The organism is Terriglobia bacterium (genome assembly GCA_036496425.1).
GTDB lineage: Bacteria > Acidobacteriota > Terriglobia > 20CM-2-55-15 > 20CM-2-55-15 > 20CM-2-55-15.
Genome location: DASXLG010000168.1, coordinates 1 through 17916, shown reverse-complemented (window position 1 = coordinate 17916; position 17916 = coordinate 1). Strand labels below are relative to the sequence as shown.

The 17916-nt window shown below is 58.5% G+C and carries 16 protein-coding genes; 4 read left to right on the top strand and 12 right to left on the bottom strand.

From position 1 onward, the window contains the following. From ilvB to ilvN, 3 genes are all read right to left on the bottom strand, one after another. The coding region (gene ilvB / locus VGK48_11775) for a biosynthetic-type acetolactate synthase large subunit (protein HEY2381848.1) at positions 1-1800 on the bottom strand (1800 nt) is incomplete at its 3' end. Beyond that, positions 1797-2843, bottom strand: a complete 1047-nt coding sequence (gene ilvC / locus VGK48_11770; GenBank protein HEY2381847.1) for a ketol-acid reductoisomerase — start codon at positions 2841-2843, stop codon at positions 1797-1799. The genes ilvC and ilvB, both read right to left, overlap by 4 nt. After that, a complete protein-coding gene (gene ilvN / locus VGK48_11765) occupies positions 2801-3097 on the bottom strand; it encodes an acetolactate synthase small subunit (protein ID HEY2381846.1) in 297 nt (98 codons plus the stop codon). Before ilvN ends, ilvC begins: the two co-directional genes overlap by 43 nt. 121 nt (positions 3098-3218) lie before the next feature. Between ilvN and VGK48_11760 the strand changes: the two genes are divergently transcribed. Further along, positions 3219-3992, top strand: coding sequence for an enoyl-ACP reductase (locus tag VGK48_11760; protein HEY2381845.1), 774 nt, complete (start codon positions 3219-3221; stop codon positions 3990-3992). A gap of 105 nt (positions 3993-4097) precedes the next feature. On the opposite strand, the gene VGK48_11755 is transcribed toward VGK48_11760, so the two are convergent. Together VGK48_11755 and VGK48_11750 are read right to left on the bottom strand one after the other, a co-directional pair. Continuing rightward, positions 4098-4319, bottom strand: coding sequence for a hypothetical protein (locus tag VGK48_11755; GenBank protein HEY2381844.1), 222 nt, complete (start codon positions 4317-4319; stop codon positions 4098-4100). Positions 4320-4339: 20 nt separating this feature from the next. Then, positions 4340-5326, bottom strand: a complete 987-nt coding sequence (locus VGK48_11750; protein ID HEY2381843.1) for a radical SAM protein — start codon at positions 5324-5326, stop codon at positions 4340-4342. 66 nt (positions 5327-5392) lie between these two features. Between VGK48_11750 and VGK48_11745 the strand changes: the two genes are divergently transcribed. Continuing rightward, on the top strand, positions 5393-7201 hold the full coding sequence (locus VGK48_11745) for an ATP-binding protein (protein HEY2381842.1): 1809 nt from the start codon (positions 5393-5395) through the stop codon (positions 7199-7201). A 522-nt stretch (positions 7202-7723) separates the two neighbouring features. After that, positions 7724-7918 (top strand): hypothetical protein, encoded by a 195-nt coding sequence (locus VGK48_11740; protein ID HEY2381841.1) that lies wholly within the window; start codon positions 7724-7726, stop codon positions 7916-7918. A gap of 170 nt (positions 7919-8088) precedes the next feature. Here VGK48_11740 and VGK48_11735 read toward each other — a convergent pair whose 3' ends face one another. From VGK48_11735 to VGK48_11705, 7 genes are all read right to left on the bottom strand, one after another. Next, the gene (locus tag VGK48_11735) at positions 8089-9651 is read right to left on the bottom strand and encodes a TonB family protein (protein ID HEY2381840.1); all 1563 of its coding nucleotides are present in this window, start codon (positions 9649-9651) and stop codon (positions 8089-8091) included. A 26-nt stretch (positions 9652-9677) separates the two neighbouring features. Further along, positions 9678-10289, bottom strand: coding sequence for a hypothetical protein (locus VGK48_11730; protein ID HEY2381839.1), 612 nt, complete (start codon positions 10287-10289; stop codon positions 9678-9680). Further along, positions 10234-11655, bottom strand: a complete 1422-nt coding sequence (locus VGK48_11725; GenBank protein ID HEY2381838.1) for a M14 family metallopeptidase — start codon at positions 11653-11655, stop codon at positions 10234-10236. Before VGK48_11725 ends, VGK48_11730 begins: the two co-directional genes overlap by 56 nt. After that, complete coding sequence (locus tag VGK48_11720) at positions 11652-11981, bottom strand: hypothetical protein (protein HEY2381837.1); 330 nt, start codon at positions 11979-11981, stop codon at positions 11652-11654. The genes VGK48_11725 and VGK48_11720 overlap by 4 nt, the downstream gene beginning before the upstream one ends. Before the next feature lie 178 nt (positions 11982-12159). Next, a complete protein-coding gene (locus tag VGK48_11715; protein ID HEY2381836.1) occupies positions 12160-13632 on the bottom strand; it encodes a pitrilysin family protein in 1473 nt (490 codons plus the stop codon). Next, entirely contained in the window at positions 13629-14969 is a 1341-nt protein-coding gene (locus VGK48_11710) for a pitrilysin family protein (protein HEY2381835.1), read from the bottom strand. The genes VGK48_11715 and VGK48_11710 overlap by 4 nt, the downstream gene beginning before the upstream one ends. Next, entirely contained in the window at positions 14966-15832 is an 867-nt protein-coding gene (locus tag VGK48_11705; protein ID HEY2381834.1) for an MBL fold metallo-hydrolase, read from the bottom strand. The genes VGK48_11710 and VGK48_11705 overlap by 4 nt, the downstream gene beginning before the upstream one ends. 439 nt (positions 15833-16271) lie before the next feature. On the opposite strand from VGK48_11705, the gene VGK48_11700 reads away from it, so the two are divergent. Continuing rightward, the coding region (locus VGK48_11700) for a PAS domain S-box protein (GenBank protein ID HEY2381833.1) at positions 16272-17916 on the top strand (1645 nt) is incomplete at its 3' end.

Genomic DNA, 17916 nt, shown 5'->3' with positions numbered 1-17916 from the left:
ACCCGTAACCATTTCCTTGTAGCCCATGCCGGGACCGATCATCGGAAAGACACAGGCATCGGGATCGATCATCACTTCCAGGAAGGCCGGCCCATTGAAGTGCACGAACTCCTGAAGCAGCGGTTCGACATGGCTCTTCTCGCTGATACGGGCGGCAAATTCAAAACCATCCGCGCGCGCTGCGTTGACGAAATCTTTCCGGTGAAGGAACTTTTCGGAGCCGCAGAATCGCTCACCGAAAAACATCTTCTGCCATTGGCGGACCATTCCGTCGCCCTGGTTGTTGAACAGGACCGTTTTCACCGGCAGGTTGTAATTCGTCACGGTCTCCATCTCGCCGATATTCATCCGCAGGCTGCCGTCGCCATCGATGTTGATGACGAGACGATCCGGACAGGCAAACTGCGCCCCGATCGCGCCGGGTAAGCCGAATCCCATGGTACCCATGGAACCCGACGTCAGGAACGACTTCGGATGCTTGTAGTCGAGATACTGCGCCGCCCACATCTGATGCTGGCCGACGCCGGTGCAGATGATCGCTTCGCCCTGGATGATCTTGTTCAGACACTCGAGGACATAATGCGGCTGGATAAAATCGCAGTCGCGATCGTAGTCCAGAGGATGATTTTTCTTCAGCTCGGCGATATGGTCGATCCACGCCGAGAAATCCTTGCGGAAATTGCGCCCGTAGTTCAACAGATCCTGCAGGCCGCTGCGCGCATCCGCCACGTGCGACCAGGTGACCTGCTTGACCTTGCCGATTTCGGACGCATCGATGTCGATATGCGCAATGTATTTCGCGTTCGGCGCGAAGCTGGCCACCTTGCCGGCCACGCGGTCGTCGAACCGGGCGCCGACGGCGATCAGGAAATCGCAGTCCTCCACGGCGTAGTTCGCAAACGCCGTGCCATGCATGCCGAGCATATGAAGCGACAGCGGGTGCGTGGTGTCGAAGGCGCCGAGGCCGTGCAGCGTGGTGGTCACCGGGATGTTGTAGGTGGTGGCGAAGCGCTTGAGATCGCGCGCCGCATCGCTCTTGATGACGCCGCCGCCGGCATAGAGCAGCGGGCGCTCGCTCTTCTTGAGCATGTCGAAGAATGCTGAAGCCTTCGCTTCGGACATCCGGTTTTCGTAAATCGCCTGCATGCGTTCGCGGTAGCCGCGGAGCTCGAGCACGCCTTCGCCCTTGAAGACGCCTTTCCAGTTCTGAATGTCTTTCGGAATGTCGAGAACGACAGGACCCGGCCGGTCGCTCCGCGCCAGTTCAAAGGCAGTTCGAACCGTGGCTTCGAGTTCTTCGGGATCGAGGATCAGGAAGCAGCGCTTGGAGCAAGCGCTCATGATGTTGAAGACCGGCGCCTCTTGAAACGCGTCAGTACCGATGTTCGCGCGCGGAACCTGGCCGCAGATCAGAACCATCGGAATCGAATCCGACATGCAGTCGCGAACCGGCGTCACGCTGTTCGTTGCGCCGGGGCCCGACGTCACCATGGAAACGCCGACCTTCCCGCTCGCGCGCGCAAAACCCGCCGCCATGAAACCGGCGCCCTGCTCGTTGGCAGGGACAACCAGTTCGATGCCTTTTCGTTGCCTGGATTCCTGCTCGATGTTGTAGCGGGCGAGCGCGTCCCAGGTAGGCAGGATCGCGCCGCCGCTATAACCGAAAAGAACGTCGACGCCTTCGTCCGCAAGCACCTGGATCACGATGTCCGCGCCGGTCATTTCCTTCCCGGCCAGCGGGTGCTTTGACGAGGTGGCATTGACCTCCTCTTGAGGCTTTGCATCGGCCTGGGCGCTCATCGCTCCTCCCGCGCACCAACAGCAGCCGGAACCGGCGCCGCCTTATGCTTCGGTTTCTGAAGGAACGACATCATATCGCGCAGCTGCTTGCCGACCTTTTCGATCTGAAGATCGGCCTCCGTCTCGCGCATCTTCTTGAAGTTCGGGCGGCCGGCCTCGTTCTCAGCAATCCACTGTTTTGCGAATGTACCGTCCTGGATTTCTTTGAGAACCTGCTTCATCGTGCCGCGGACGTGCTCGTCGATGACGCGCGGGCCTCGCGTGTAGTCGCCGTATTCGGCGGTGTCGCTGACCGAATAACGCATGTAGCTCAGGCCGCCCTGGTAAAACAGGTCGACGATCAGCTTCAACTCATGCAGGCATTCGAAGTAGGCGATCTCCGGCTGGTATCCGGCTTCGACCAGGGTTTCGAACGCCATTTTCACCAGCGCGCTGACGCCGCCGCAAAGCACGGACTGCTCGCCGAACAGATCACTTTCGGTCTCTTCCTTGAAAGTCGTCTCGATAACGCCGGCTTTCAGGTTGCCTGTGGCCCATGCATAGGCCAGGGCGTTCTGTGCGGCCTGGCCGCTGGCATCCTGGTGAACGGCAAGAAGACCCGGCACGCCGACACCTTCGACAAACAGCTCGCGCATACGATGCCCCGGCGCTTTGGGAGCAATCATCGTGACGTCGACAAACGGAGGCGGCGTGATCCGGCCGAAATGAATGTTGAAACCATGAGCAAACATCAGGGTCTGGCCCTTGCGCAGATGGGGCTCGATCGACGCCTGGTACACCGCCCGCTGCTTCTCATCCGGAATGAGAATCATGATCACGTCTGCATTCTGGACAGCCTGCTCAATCGCTGCCACGGGCAACCCGTCTTCCTTCGCGCGCGCGGCGGAGGGGCTGCCGGCGTATGTCGCGATCGTGACATCGACGCCGCTGTCGCGCATGTTCAAGGCGTGCGCATGCCCCTGGCTGCCGTAGCCGATGACTGCGACTCGCTTGGATTTGATCAGGCTGGGGTTGCCGTGCTTTTCATAATAGACGTTGGCCATGAAATCTCCTTGTCGGTCACCTCAACCGAGATGACATCAATCTGCTTGTGAAGTTGTTTTACGATCTGTTCTGCGAGAGCCGGGCTGCAACGCGCAGCCATCGTGATGCGCGAGAGACCGGGTTCCGAATCCGGAACCACCATCAAGCGCTCGATGTTGTATCCCCGCGAACTGAATAGTCCTGTGATGTTGAATAAAACCCCGAAACGGTTTTCCACCAGAATCGAGAATGTAAATGTCGGAAGCTTGTCCATAAATAAAGAACCTACCGACCGATCGGTAGGTGATTGTAGCATGACAATAATGCGGGTTCAACTCAGGACTCGCGTTGCAACGAGGGGGCCGGCACCCTTTTATGCTAATGTAACCAACCTTATGACACAGCTTCTGGAAGGCAAAACCGGCTTGGTGATGGGCGTTGCCAATAAGCGTAGTATCGCATGGGGCATTGCCAATGCGGCAAACAAGGCGGGCGCCCGCCTCATCTTAACCTATCAAAGTGAACGACTTGGCGAGAATGTGCGGGATCTGGCGCCCCACTTGACGAATCCTCTGCTGCTGCCCTGCGACGTCTCAAGCGACGAGCAGATCGCGGCTCTCATGAGCCGGATCGGCGAGGAAGTCGGACACCTGGATTTTCTGGTCCATGCCCTGGCGTTTGCTCCCAGGGAAGCGCTGGACGGCATGTATGCGGACACGAAACGAGACGACTTCCGGCTGGCCCTCGACGTCAGCGCTTATTCGCTCGTTGCCGTCTCGCGTGCGGCCCTGCCCTTGATGAAGGAGCGTCAGGCCGGAATCGTCACGCTGACGTATCTCGGCGCCGAGCGTGTCGTCCAGAATTACAACGTCATGGGCGTCGCGAAGGCGGCGCTGGAAGCCTCGGTCCGGTATCTGGCGAATGATCTGGGCCCGCACGGCATCCGGGTGAATGCCGTCTCTGCCGGACCAATCAAAACCCTGGCTTCTTCGGCCGTCGGCGGCATCTCCAACATGATCAAACTGCACACCGAACGCGCACCGCTGCGTAAAGCCGTCGATATCGACGAAGTCGGCGACGCCGCGCTTTTCCTGATCAGTCCTCTGTCCCGCGGCATCTCCGGCGAAGTGATCTACGTCGACGGGGGCTATCACATTCTGGGGGTGTAGTGGCAGAACAATTCCATGATCACGCGGGGAAAATTAGGTCGCGCGTATAGCGGCAGCCGGGAGAACAGGGACGATTAGAGACGGGACCGAGCCGAAAGTGTTTGGTTAAGCGGCGCTCTCGCCGGTGTATGAGATGCCGGAAATACCAGCCTGTTCGAGAATCTCCTGGACGCGCTCGCGTTCCTCGAGAGTCCGCGTATGTACAGACAGCAGAATGCTTTCGCCGTGGGCTTGCTCGTCATACTGGTCGAACAACCCGGCCGTGGTCAGCAGGTTAACAATCGCGCGGAGTTGTGCTTCGGAGCGGGGGTAACACGAAATAGTCATCGTGTTGGGCTTGCAATTCGCTAGCCAACATGGAGTGGTACATCGGAAGCGCGTTCGTCCTGAGGATCTCGCCAATGATCGATCACTGAAATCTTTTGCACGCACCCAACGGTACAATGCGGCGCGCAGGACTTCCTGGCGCCATACTCGCGCGCGATATCGGCGAAGCTGTACTGTTCCAGCGGAATTCCCGGATGGCCTCGCTGTTGCGAGCAATAGTGAACCAGGCCGTCTTCACAAATATACAGATAGCGGGCGCCGGCGCGGCAGCGCCAGTCATTCGGTTCTCCTCGCGCGAGGTTTTCCTGAAACCAGGAATTGAACCGGCTGTAGCTTTGCTGGCCGTATTGTTTGATCTCGCGGTACACGCGCTCTTCACGCTTATTCAGAGGCTTCATGGAACCGCTGCCGTCATGAATGATGCCGAGCGAGCTTGCGAAACCCAGGGCCAGCGCGCGGTTGGTGATCGTGACGGCGTCTTCGGGGTTCTTGATACCGCCTCCGATGACGGAATTGATATTCACGGCAAAGTCGGCGAACTCGGCGAGGTACTCGAGCTTTTTGTCGAGAACCTTGAGGCTCTTCAGCGAGACATCGTCCGGCTGAATGTTGTCGATACTGATCTGAAGATGGTCCAACCCGGCCTCGTTCAAAGCCTTGATCTTGTTCGGCGTCAGGAGGTATCCGTTGGTGATCATGCCGGCAATTATGCCGTGCTGCCGGATCCGCTGAATCAGCTTCTCGATTTCGGGATGGAGGAGCGGTTCTCCGCCGCTGATCGTGACGATGGCGGTCTTCAGGTAAGCCAGCCTGTCGATGCGCCGGATCATTTCGTCCGTGGGTACGGGAGCCGAAAAATCGTCGTACTCGTTGCAATAGCCGCAGGCCAGGTTGCACTTCCGGGTAGGAATGATATGAGCCAGGAGTACGTGCCTGGTTGAAGCCAGTCCGCGCGCGATCATTTGAAGTTCACGCCAGCGCAGCCGGGCCTTGTTTTCCCACTTCATGGAGTCGAGTAAGATAACACATTCCAATTGCGAAATTCGAATCACGCCAATATAGTGCGTGGCTCCATGTCATCTTTCCCAAACCTCGCGGATGTGCTCGGGAAAATCAACGATGGCGTAGGCGTATTCGGGGCCGGCGGAGAAGTTGCCTTCGTGAACGAGAAAGCGGCGCAGCTGCTCGAAGCCCGCGACGACCAATTCCAGGCCAAAATCAAGGCTGCTTTCAGCGACGCGGCGGCGCGGCGGTTCGAGCATTTTCACACCGGGATCAACCGCTGGTTCGAGCATCAGGCGTATCCCAGCGAGAGCGGCGGCCTGACCATGATCTCGCGGGACATCACCTCCCGTCATCGAATGGAAGAAGCGCTTCGGGCAAGCGAGGAGCGCTTTCGCCGGATCATCGACTCGAACATCATCGGGGTCATCGTCGTCGAAGGCGGCGTCGTCACCGAAGCGAACGATGTTTTCCTCAGGATGGTGGGCCATAGCCGCACCGACCTCGTCACACGGCAGCTGAACTGGCACCAGATGACTCCCCCGGAATGCGACGCGGCCGATGCCGAAGCCCGCAGCGAACTTGAGGCGGCGGGCGTTTTTGCGCCCTACGAAAAGGAGTTTTTCAGAAAAGACGGAAGCCGTGTCCCGGCACTGATGACCGGGGTGGCCATAAACGCCGCGCCGGAAGCGCTTGAAACTCTCTGTCTCGCCATGGATCTTTCCGAAAGGCGGCGGGCGGAGGAACGGGTCCGCTCGATTGCCGAATGCAGCAAAATCCTGGCCGCTTCTCTGGAGTGCGAAAAGACGTTGCCGGAGGTCGCGGAATTCATCGCGGCGAAACTCGCGGATACCTGTGTCGTTTTTTTACGGGAAGGCGGCCAGGTACGCCGCATCGCTACGGCTTGTAAACTGCCACTCGCACCAGCCGGCCCGCTGGACGCCGAAGTGAACAGTGTGCTGGCCACGGGCGAATCCTGCATCACCGCCTCGCCGGTTTCGCGCGTGATTTCGCCCATCATCGCCGGGAATGAGGTCTGCGGGGCGCTCGCGGTCAGTTGCGCAAAGCCGGGAGCATTCGATGACGAGGATCTTCATCTCTTTGACGAGCTGGGCAGGCGGGCGGGACTGGCACTCGAGAACGCGCGAATGTTCCACGAGATGCAACTGGCAAATCGTTTGAAGGATGAGTTCGTCGCCATCGTGTCGCATGAATTGCGGACTCCATTGACGCCGATTCTGGGCGGCGTTTACATGATGCGCACCGAACCGCAGGACCCGGCCGTCGTCACCAAGGCGCTGGAGCTCATCGAGCGGAATGCAAAAACTCAAGCCAGGATCGTCGATGATCTTCTGGACGTGTCGCGCGCCCTCAACGGAAAGTTGCGATTGAATATCGAGCCTGTCGATCTTCCAGTGATTATTCACGCTGCCGTTGAGACAGTCAGCCCCGCGAGCCAGGCCAAAGGCATTCGTATCGAAACGCGATTCGAATCGCTGTCCGGCGGGCTTTCAGGCGATGCGGACCGCCTGCAGCAGGTGTTCTGGAATCTCCTGGCAAACGCCGTAAAGTTCACACCCAACAAGGGGCGGATCGGAGTCATGTTGAAGGAAGACACGGGCCATGCCGAAGTGCGCATCAACGACACAGGCATCGGCATCGAGGCGGCTTTCCTGCCGCACGTCTTCGATAAGTTCCGCCAGGCGGACACCTCTCGAACCCGGCCGCATGGAGGTCTGGGGCTCGGACTCGCCATCGTCCGGCATCTGGTCGAATCCCACGGAGGCACGGTTGAGGCGCTCAGCTCCGGCGACGACCAGGGCTCGACCTTCATTGTCCGCCTGCCTCTGCACAAAAGCGCCCGCGCAGCAGTGAAGTAACGCACACCCAAGGTTAAAGCAGGCAACACGGCCTACCGAGATGGAGCACCATTTCCAACTTTCCCTTACTTGAGGTACGAATAGGTTAGATAGCGCCAACCTGAGTTGCAAGCCAGTTCCAACTATCCCGTACCTGAAGTACGAGACAGTTGAAATTTGACGTTCATGTTTTATTGTTGTTCACGGAACGTGAACAATCTTCAATTATGAACAGAAATGCTCCCTGCAACTGCCGCCCACGGCTAGCGCGGCCTTCGCAGAAACCGCGATCGACAACGCTCGGGCCGACTATCAGGCCGGAATTCTGCCCGACAGCACCAAGGCGGCATTCAACACGCTCGTCCGCAGTTACACCGTGGCGCGCGCCGCCTGGTTGACGTATCGCGGCGCCGTCACGACCGCGGAGCGCCAGCGCGATAGCGCGCAGCCTCAATTAAACGTTCCGTCGACCGACTCCTTCAACCAACTCAACCAGAACCTGCTCGACCTGAGTAACGCGTTGCGCGGGTTCGAGGGGGCCCAATGACCGACCTGATTCTGCAAATTCTGCAACTCACTCTGTCGCTCGCGGAGGAGCAATTGAAAGGACAATCCGGACAGAGCCTTGCGATCGGCCAGATTCTGCTCCAAATCGTTCAGAAAGGCGCCGACGCCTATCGGCTTCACACGGGTCAGCCGCTCGACGTATCGCTGATCCAGCCCGAAGCGCAGATATGAACGGGCGGTGAGGATCACGCGGCCAGTATCGCCGTCGGCTGCGTGATCCTCAACCGCGTTCAACATCCGGGCAAGATCGAGGGCATGAGATTTAGCGAGGTCTCCAATATTCACGAAATCATCTATATTCACAAGCGTTGTGAATAAGCTTCATCTGTGGGGCCAGGCGGCTACTTGAATTGCACAATGACGCGGACTTTCTCGGCGACAGGCTCGAACTCCCACTCGCGAATGGCGGCGGTCGCCAGCGTGCCGAACAGTTCCGGCGTTGCCGAGACGAGCCAGACGCCGCCGGCCTTGCCGTCCTCCGTTATCTGGACATCGACCACAACTTCTCCCGATAACTTCTGATCGGCGAGTTCGGCGGGATAATACGGCGGCACGACGGCTCTCAACTCCGGATGCCGCTCCGAAGCGGATAAGACCTGGTAGCGAACGTGATCTGCGCTGCCCTCGACGTACTTCCGCCAGTTCACGGTTGCAGGCTCGGGAACCGCGGCTCGCGGGGGAGCAGGCGCTTCCGCCGCCGCCGCCCGCTGCTTCGCCTTGACGGTTTCCTGCAATTCCCGGATCTCGTCTGTATCGATCGTCGCCAATGCGAGATACACACGGGGGTTGCGCGTGTTCATCGCGGCAGCCTCTTCCAGAATGTCTTTGACCGCCGGAATATGCCAGTCGCCCAGCTCGACCAGCTGCACGGCGGCTCGCGGACCTAGAAACGGATCCAGCAGGGCATCGACGAAAAGCTCCCGCGCTCCGGCTTCGCCGGACAACCGCGCGAGAACTCCCCGGTAATAGGAAACACGGCCGGAATCGGGCGCCAGGTTCGCGAGACTCTCCAGGTGCCGGCGCGCTTCCGGCAATCTGCCGTTCGCCAGAAAGATTTCGGCCATAGACATTTCGGCATCCGTGTTCCCGATGGCTTGAACGTCCATCGACCAGCCGTCGTGTGAGAGCTTGATCACTTGGCGCGAAGACAATTGCATGCTGACCCGCACGTAGTTCTGAAATCCGAATTCCAGGTCGCGCTCGCTGGTGTTCAGGAAGCGCAACAGATTCGCATCGCCCTTCGCCATCGCGTCGAGGTACTGCTTGAATTGCGCCGCGTGCTCGCCATGCATCAGGTAATGGACGAAGGCCCAGGCTTCCGCATAGAAGATGCCGGCTTTCGAAGACTCGTTGTAGTACGGCGAACTCGTATCGACGGCGAATAAGTCTTTCAGAGGAATAAGCGGGAGGGTTCGCAAACGCTGAAGGCGATCCTGGGGAATTTCGCCGAGCGTAACTTCGCCATCGCGAATCTCCGCGGTGGCGAAATATTCCGCGAGGCCTTCATTCAACCAGGTGGGTCTGCTGGCCAGGCCGCGCGAAAGAAAGTAGTGCGTGAGCTCGTGATAGACGACGCTCGTCAGTCCGCCGGCATGCCCGGACAGGACAATGAAATCCCGGTCTTCGCCGCGCTGATAAAAGCCTGCGACTTGAACCTTCTTTCCGTTGTATTCCGGCTCAAGCTGCTTCAGCGTCGCGTCGTCTCCCACCAGAAGGACCTCGATCGGTAATTCCGGCAGTTCAGCGTGCGGAAAAGCGACTGTCCCGAGAAGCTGGTGAAAGGCTTCGAGCTGCTGAAGAACCTGTTTCGCCTTGTCCACACCCGCGGAGGATTTGACGATGTAGGTATCCGAGCTGACCTGGACCCAGGAAAGCAGAAGGGAGAAGACCAGCGACCCAACCATAACGCGCCCAGTTTAGCACCAGATACTCAATTTACGCTGAGGTTCACCGTCTCCGTCCGGCCGTAATAGATGCCGTTGAACAGGAACTTGAACGTGCCGTGGGGCTGTCCCCGGTACGTAATTTCGGGCCCGTACATAAACAGCTTGCCTTTGCCGACCTGCGCGGCCACGACGGCCACGGAATCCTTAAGGTAGCCCTGCCCCCAGCCCCAGCCGCTCCGCAGCGGCTGGTCCGAGTCAAACCACGAAACCGGCTTCACGCCCTTGGCGAGCGCATCGGGCTTCAGTTTGAATGACGGATCATTTTCAAAGAAGAAGTCGACCTTGTCGCTCATCCCGAACGCGAGTGGATTCGTGTTATCCACGGCCGCCTGGAGCACGGAACCCGGAACGTAGAACTTCGTTGCCGGCAGCGCGGTCTCCCTGCCATCGGGCGACTGGTCCACGAGAGCGCTCGAAACCGGCAGACCCAATTGCATGGCAAGGCTCGTCGCGTTCCCGATCGTGACGACAGTGCCGCCCTCTTCCATGAACTTTTTCAATTGCGGAACAGTCCTGGCGTTGCTCATCGTCCCCACACGGTCACGATATTCTTCGGGGATATCGCCCCGGTTGTTCACTGCGGCGGCCGCGGGCACGTCGCCTCCGCCTGCGGGCGCGGCCGCTCCCGACAGCGCGAGATCGCTCGGCACGATAAGCACATCGAATTTCTGTGACAGACCACCCTGATCCAGAACCGGCGGGAACACTTGAGTGAATGCGAATTCGAACTTCTCGAGTTCGTAGCGGATCCATCCGGAAGACATCGAGCCGCCGTAGCGGTCCACCAGGCCGATGCGCGGAGGCCTGAGCATCAGGGCTTCTCCCGGCGGCTTTACCGGAACAGCTTCGAAATTCAAGCCGACCCCCGCCGCAAGCTTCCGCAGCTTCGGCAGCGTCGACGCTTTGGCCGGAATGAAGTCTGTCCCGGCGGGCCACTTCCTGCCGGCCGCGGTAAACGCATTCTTCACCCAATAGACATCCTCGCCGGAATTCAGCAACCGGTTGACGTTGTCCGCCTCTCTGCTCCTGCTGCCGTTCGTCATTCGCGGCCGTCTCGACGGCATCGAGACGGTGCGGGCTGATGGTCCACGAATCGCGGTTTCCGCGTTCGATAGAATTCTTTCCCATCAAATATTGATTGAAGAGGAGCTGGTCCTTATGCCGGGACGCATAGTCCAGAATGGCGCGATCCGCCGTGATCGAGTATTCGATCGACTGGCGGAAATGCCAGAGCTGCGGCGCGATCGGGTACATCAGATCCTGGCGCGGCAGCTGCTGGCGGAAGACCAGCGGGATTTCCTGCGGAGTCGGATTGCCGATCGCTTCCGTCAGAATTCCGATGATGTTGTGAAAATAAGTCGAGGTCCGCAGCCCGCCGTTGTACCAGGTCGAGTATGTGGCGCCTGAACGCATGGTCACGCCCGGTTTGTCTTCCGCAATGAAGCGGCTGTGCATCGCCGCCGCCACTTCGTCCAGTTCCGAAACGATGAGCGGATCGAAATTGAAGTTGAACGGATCGCGGAACGGAGGCGAGAACATCACCGTGCCGGCGGGGCCGGTCTGGTGATGGTTATACATGATGACGGGGTAGAACTCGCGGTACAGGATGCGGTTGATGGCATCCGACTCGGAAAGGTTCACCATGTAAAAGTCGCGATTGTCGTCGTGACCGGCGTACTTGTTGTAGAGAACCGGCACATTGGCCGTGGATCGCTTCTCAGGGTCGGGATCGCGCATGTACCAGTTGGAGACCAGCTCCATGCCGTCGGGGTTGACGAGGCAGGTGATCAGAATATCGTCGTTGAGAAACCGCATCGTCTCCGGATCGTTGCGGGTGTCCATCTGATACTGCAGCTCGATGAGCTGCTGTGCGCCGAGCACTTCCGTGGCGTGGAGGCCGCCGTCGATCCAGATGACCGACTTTCCTTCCGCGGCGAGCGCGTGTGCCTGTTCATCGCTCAAGCCTTCGGAGCGGGACAGACGGCCGGCAATCGCTTCAAGCGGTCCAGCTTCTTCAGGTTTTCGGGAGACGAGATGATACCGGCATACATCGTGCGCCCTTCGGAAGATTTCCCGATCGGCAGGACCGCGAGCCGGTTCGATTCCTGGCCGAGCTTCTTCAGGTACGTCTCATACTGCGTGTAATTGACGAGCACGTAATCGTCGCCGATATTGAACCCGAATTGCTCTTTCGGAGTCGTGATTTTGCCTTGGGCCTGCAGGGCGGAGATTGCGGACGCAAGAAGCAATACAACCAGCACAAAACGCGAAAGACGGACTCGAACCATTTGATGCTCCATGTTTTGTTCAGTGCCGGCGACGGCACCTTCAGAATGCTTCTCGAACAGACAGGGCGAGAGTAAACGTGGTTTCTACGAAGAAATTAGCCGCAGATGACGCGGATGACGCAGATGGGGACGCATTCGATTGAGCCCCATCTGCGTCATCCGCGTCATCTGCGGCTGATCAGTTCCCGACTTTCTTCCCATCCGCATCATAGACCTCTACCGGGCCGTACATCTCCATCACCGATTTGATCTTCCCGACATCGCCTACGGCCACGACCTGCATGTTATCCGGGTTGAGGTATTTCCTCGCGACGCGCTGGATATCGTCAGCGGTAACTGCCGTGACTTTGGCTGGATAGGTGTCCCAGTAATCCGGCGGGAAGCCGTAGATCTTCCGGACGATCTCATCCCCCAGAAGCTCGGCAGGACTTTCGAGCGACAGCGCGAATGAGGCAACGATCGCGCGCTTCGCCTCATCCAGTTCGCCGGCGGGAACCGGCTCATTCCTCAGGCGCTGGAATTCCTTATAGAACTCCGTCATCGCTCCGCCGGTGACCTCGGTACGGACATCGCCGCCCGCGCGCCACGGCCCGGGATATTTCAGCGCGGTGAGAGAGCTGTAGACGCCGTAGGTATATCCCTTCTCTTCGCGGAGATTCAAAAACAGCCGCCCGGTGGTGCCGCCGCCAAGAATGTGATTCGCGACGCTGAGCGCGACATAATCCGGATCGCGGCGGTCGATCGCAATATTGCCCAACACGACCGTGGTCTGCACCGAGTTCGGGCGATCCACAAGAAAGACTCTTTTCGAAGGAACCGGCCTCGGGTTTTCAGGCAACACTTCCTTCAGGCCGGTCTTCTTCCAGCCGCCAAAGGCCCTTTCCAGTTTCGGAACAATCTCCGCGGCCTTGACGTCGCCCGCGATACCGAGAATGGAGTTCTGCGGCGCGTAGCGTTCGTCATGCCATTTTTGGAGCATTGCCGGCGTGATCGCATCGATGGATGCATTGGTGGCGGACACCACCGCGGCCGGATGCGAGCCGTAGACAGCCCGATTGAACCTCTCGGTCGAAAGGAAATTCGGATTCGCGCGCTGCTGCTGCAACTGCGCTTTCATCCGCTGCTTGAGCCGGCTGAGTTCATCAGCCGGGAAGCTGGGGTTCAGCACGACATCCGTTGCGAGCGCAAACCATTGGTCGAAGTTATCGCTGAGGCCGGAAATGTTGACCACCGTCGCCGACGAACCGAAATTCGAAGACGCGCCGATCTCAGCACCGAGCAGAGCCGCCTGTTCCGCGATCTGCACGCTGTTTCTGGTTTTGGTTCCCTCGCGCAGCATCTGCGCCGTCACGCTGGCCAGGCCCGGCATATCGGCAGGCTCGTAGATAGGTCCGCCGCCGTTGATATACATCTGCATCGAGATCATGGGAAGCCGGTGGTTCTCCAGAATCAGGACTGTCAACCCGTTGGATAGCGTGGTTTCCGTGGCGCGCGGCAGCGTGACCTTCAATATGTCTTTGGAGACGGGGGCGCGGTTCTTTCTTTCGACTTTGCTCAGATCGGCAGAGTGGTCTTCCTGCGCAGAGGCCGAACCGATAAGGCCGAGAACCAGTAAAGCGGAAATCAGTGCGAGAAGCGTCCGCTTTTTCACTTTGCACCGCCAGCCTGAGTTTTCGGTACGGTGAGCAACACCGTACGGTTGGCATCGGTCAGATAGGTGCGCGCGGCCTTCTGGATCTGGTCTTTCGTCACAGCCATCAGTTTGTCATTTCCTGTGTTGATCACATTGGGATCGCCATAGAACACGGCATTCACACCGAGTTGTTCGGCGCGGAACAATGTGCCTTCCAGCTGTTCGACCTTGCCGCGCTTCACTTCCATGCGGACCTTTTGAAGCTCGTCATCGGTGACGCCTCCGCTCTTCACTTTCTCGAGTTCCTCGTACACCAGCTTCTCGGCTTCCTGCGGATTCTTACCCGGCGTCACAACCAGGTCGACAATAAATAAGGAGGGCCCCCGGCGTTCGTCGGGACCGGCGCCTTCCTGGACGGCAACCTGTTTGTCTCGCACGAGCGTTTGATAAAAGCGGGACGATTGCCCGGTGGAAAGGATCTCGCCCAGCACGTACATTGCAAAGAAGTCGGGCGTATTCCCGGGCGGAATTTTCCAGCCCATATCGATGCGGGTGAGCTGCGCCAGCGGGTCTTCCAGCGTTTTTCGCCGTTCCGCCGTCTGCTTCGGTTCGCTCATGTCGGGAACTGGCGGCGCCGGCTGTGACGGAATGCTGCCGAAGTATTTTTCCACTTTGGCGAGCGCGTCGCTGCTTTTGAAATCTCCGACCAGGACGAGCACGGCATTGTTCGGAGCGTAATAGGTTTTAAAGAACTGCGTGACATCCTTTGTGGAGGCGGCATTCAGATCGTCCATCGAACCGATGGTTGAGTGCTTGTACGCGAAATTATCGTATGCGGTTTCGAACAGCGTATCGAAGGTCTGGCCGTAAGGCTGGTTGTCGTGCCGCTGGCGCTTTTCTTCTTTGACAGTTTCGCGCTGGTTATCCAGATTCGCCTGCGTGATGGCGAGCGATTTCATGCGGTCCGCTTCGAGGAACAGGCCGAGATCCAGCTGATTGGCGGGCAGCGTTTCGTGATATTCGGTTCGATCCGCGGTGGTGGAACCGTTCATTCCGCCGCCGTTGTTTTCGATCAGCACGAAGTGTTCGCCCTTGCCGACGTTTTCCGAGCCTTGAAACATCATGTGCTCGAACAGGTGCGCGAAACCGGTCCGGCCATCCCGTTCGTCGCGGGATCCGGCGTTATAGGTAACCGAGATGGAGTAGGTCGGCGCGGAATGATCTTCCGACAGAATGACGCGCAAGCCGTTCTTCAGTTTGTGGTCCGTGAACTTCACCGTCTGCGCCGCCGCCGCGGTCACGAGCAGCAACAGCGCGAGCGCAGTGCTCGCAGCAACTTTTGTGATTGGCTTCAATGTGTTTTCTCCATCCAGCTGATGCAGTCGATCAACTTGCGCCGCATGACGTCGCGAGGTTGATGCGCCCGGCGGCCGTGGCCGGGAAGCACCCACTCGAACTCGTAGTCGAGTAAACGCTTCATCGATTTTGTCTGTTCGGGCCAAGAGTACCATGCAACGTCGCGGAAGGCGATCAATCCACCCCGGTTATCCGACCACGCCAGGTGGTCGCCGGTGAACAGAAACTTGTTTTTGTAGAGCAGCACCACGTGACCCCGGGTATGCCCCGGCACCGGAATCACCAGGAGATCCTTGTCGAGCGCCACCGGCTCCTGCCCATCCAGGACCTGCTCCGTCTCGATTCCGTCCGCATCCGCACGATGAATGATCCGCGGACACCCGAAGTGCTCGTGAAATTTCCGGTGATCCGCAACGTCATCCCGGTGCGAGAACAAAATGAGCGAAATTCCGCCCATTTCCTCAATCCGCCGTACCAGTGTTTTGGCGTAACGCGGGCAGTCGACGAGGACGTTCCCTTCAGGCCGCGTAATCATATAAGACGCCGCCCCGTAGGAATTGGGTGACGCGTACCCGCAAAAATAAACGTTTTCGTCGATCCGTTCGGGATAAGAAGCCGCAGCAGCCCGGATATCCAGCTTTTCATGAGTGCCAATCGATCCGGTCGGACAGGCCACCAGCGCCATGGCTGCCCTTTGTGTCTCGGACGGAGAGCCCGGCTGATGGTAAACCGCCGAATGATCGCCCTCGTCCTGGAAGACCGACGGAGCAATCTGCCGGCACAGATCGCAGTCGATGCAGGTGTCATCGACGAAAAAGTTGCCCTGAACGTTCTCGGAATATGCACGCGAGAGATTAGCCATAAGAATATTGTAGGCCCCCAGGGTGCGTGTGCAACAGGGGCCGCTCTGACAAGTGGGGGCAGTCATCAAGTCTGCGGATTTCCAGCCAAGGGCTGAAGCCTGCACTGTGACATGACTGTCACAGAGGCAAATGACTTCTTGACAAAAAGCCTTGCAAAACGTTTGCCCTCCTCTTACCCTGACAGCATTCGAGTGCAGTTTTAGATACTTATATTGTCCTGTTGAACTATTGAGGGAGCTGCTGCCCGGGGAACAAGGATGTGACCGTTGGGCGTGAATTCAACGTTTACTGTCGGGGCGACTGGCGCCCGTGGTAGACGTGCGCGAGGCAAGGACGCATGACAGCTTCTGAATGGGAACGGATTTCCACCCCCGCTGATATCCGGATGATATCCGGCGTCTTCGCATCTTTCCCCGTCATTTCCGGAAGGTTGATCCAATGAAATCTGAAAGACCAGCCGCAGCAGCTCTGCGGATTCTCCACCTTGAAGACGATCCCCTCGATGGCGAATTCCTGCAGGTGAACCTGAGAGAAGCCGGGCTTCAATGCGACATACTGCGAGTCGACACGAAGAGCGGCTTCGTCACAGCCCTGCAGGAACGCGAGTTCGACCTGGTGATCAGCGACCTGAGTCTCCCCGCATTCAACGGGATGGCCGCGCTGGAAATCGTCCGGGAGAGATATCCCGACATCCCCTTCATTTTTGTTTCCGGGACCATCGGCGAAGAAGCCGCCATCGACAGCCTCTTGAGCGGCGCGACGGACTATGTGCTCAAACATCGATTCGCCCGTCTCGTTCCGGCAGTCCAGAGGGTCATGCGGGACGCCGAGGAACGGAAGCGGCGGCGAAAGACCGAGCAGCAACTGGCGCTCGCGTCCACCCAGCTTCACAACCTCTTCGACAACCTGGATGATGTCTTTATCTCACTCGACGCCGTCCAGAACAGGCTGCTGCAGATTTCTCCGTCCTGCGAGCGAATTTCGGGCTGGCCATCGAGGGCTTTTCTGGATGACGCGCGGCTCTGGGAGAAGTGCGTTTTCGAACACGACCTGGCCGGATTCAGCGATGTCGTATCCAGCTTGAGGGTCGGAAAGTCTGTTCAAGAGCAGTTCCGTGCCGTGCATCGCGACGGAACCGTCCGCTGGATTGAAGCCAGGCTGAAACCCGTCATTGATCACGTCGGAAAGCTGGTTCGAATCGACGGCATTCTGAGCGACGTCAGCGAACGGAAAAACGCCGAGGAAGCTTTGCGCGCCTCCGAGGAGCGCTACCGTCTGTTGTTCGAAAATAATCCGCACCCGATGTGGGTTTACGACGCGCAAACGCTTGGCTTCCTTGCAGTCAACGACGCCGCGGTGGAAGCCTACGGATACGATCGAACAGAATTTCTCCAGATGACCGTACCGGATATCCGGGAGACGATCGAGGGCGGCTCCACTCAGCAACACAAGAAAAAAGATGGAACGAGGATAGAGGTCGAAATCGCATCTCACGGCTTCGTCTTCTCGGGCAGGGACGCCAAGCTGATTCTGGCAAATGACGTGACCGAAAAGAAGAAAATCGAGGCGCAGTTAATGCGCTCGCAGCGGGTTGAGACTATTGGGACGCTTGCCAGCGGAATTGCGCACGATTTGAACAATATCCTTGCCCCCATCCTGATGGGAACGCAACTGCTCCGCGAACGGAGCCGGGATGAACGCGACCGCCAGACTCTGGAAACGCTGGAATTGAGCACGCGCCGTGGGGCAGACCTGGTAAAACAGGTGTTAGCGTTCGCACGCGGTATCGAAAGCCGCCGCGGAACGCTGCAGGTCCGGCATCTTCTAAGGGACGTGGAAAAGATCCTCGGCGAGACTCTTCCAAAATCGATACAGCTTGTCGACGAGGTGGCGGCGAACCTGTGGCCCGTTTCAGGCGACAGCACCCAGCTGAATCAACTCTTCATGAACCTTTGCATCAACGCGCGTGACGCGATGGCGGCCGGCGGAGTATTGACTGTTTCGGCGCGCAATTCCGAGATTGCAGGCACTCAAAACCTGAAAACCACCGGACTGAAAGAGGGTTTTTATGTCGTCGTCGAAG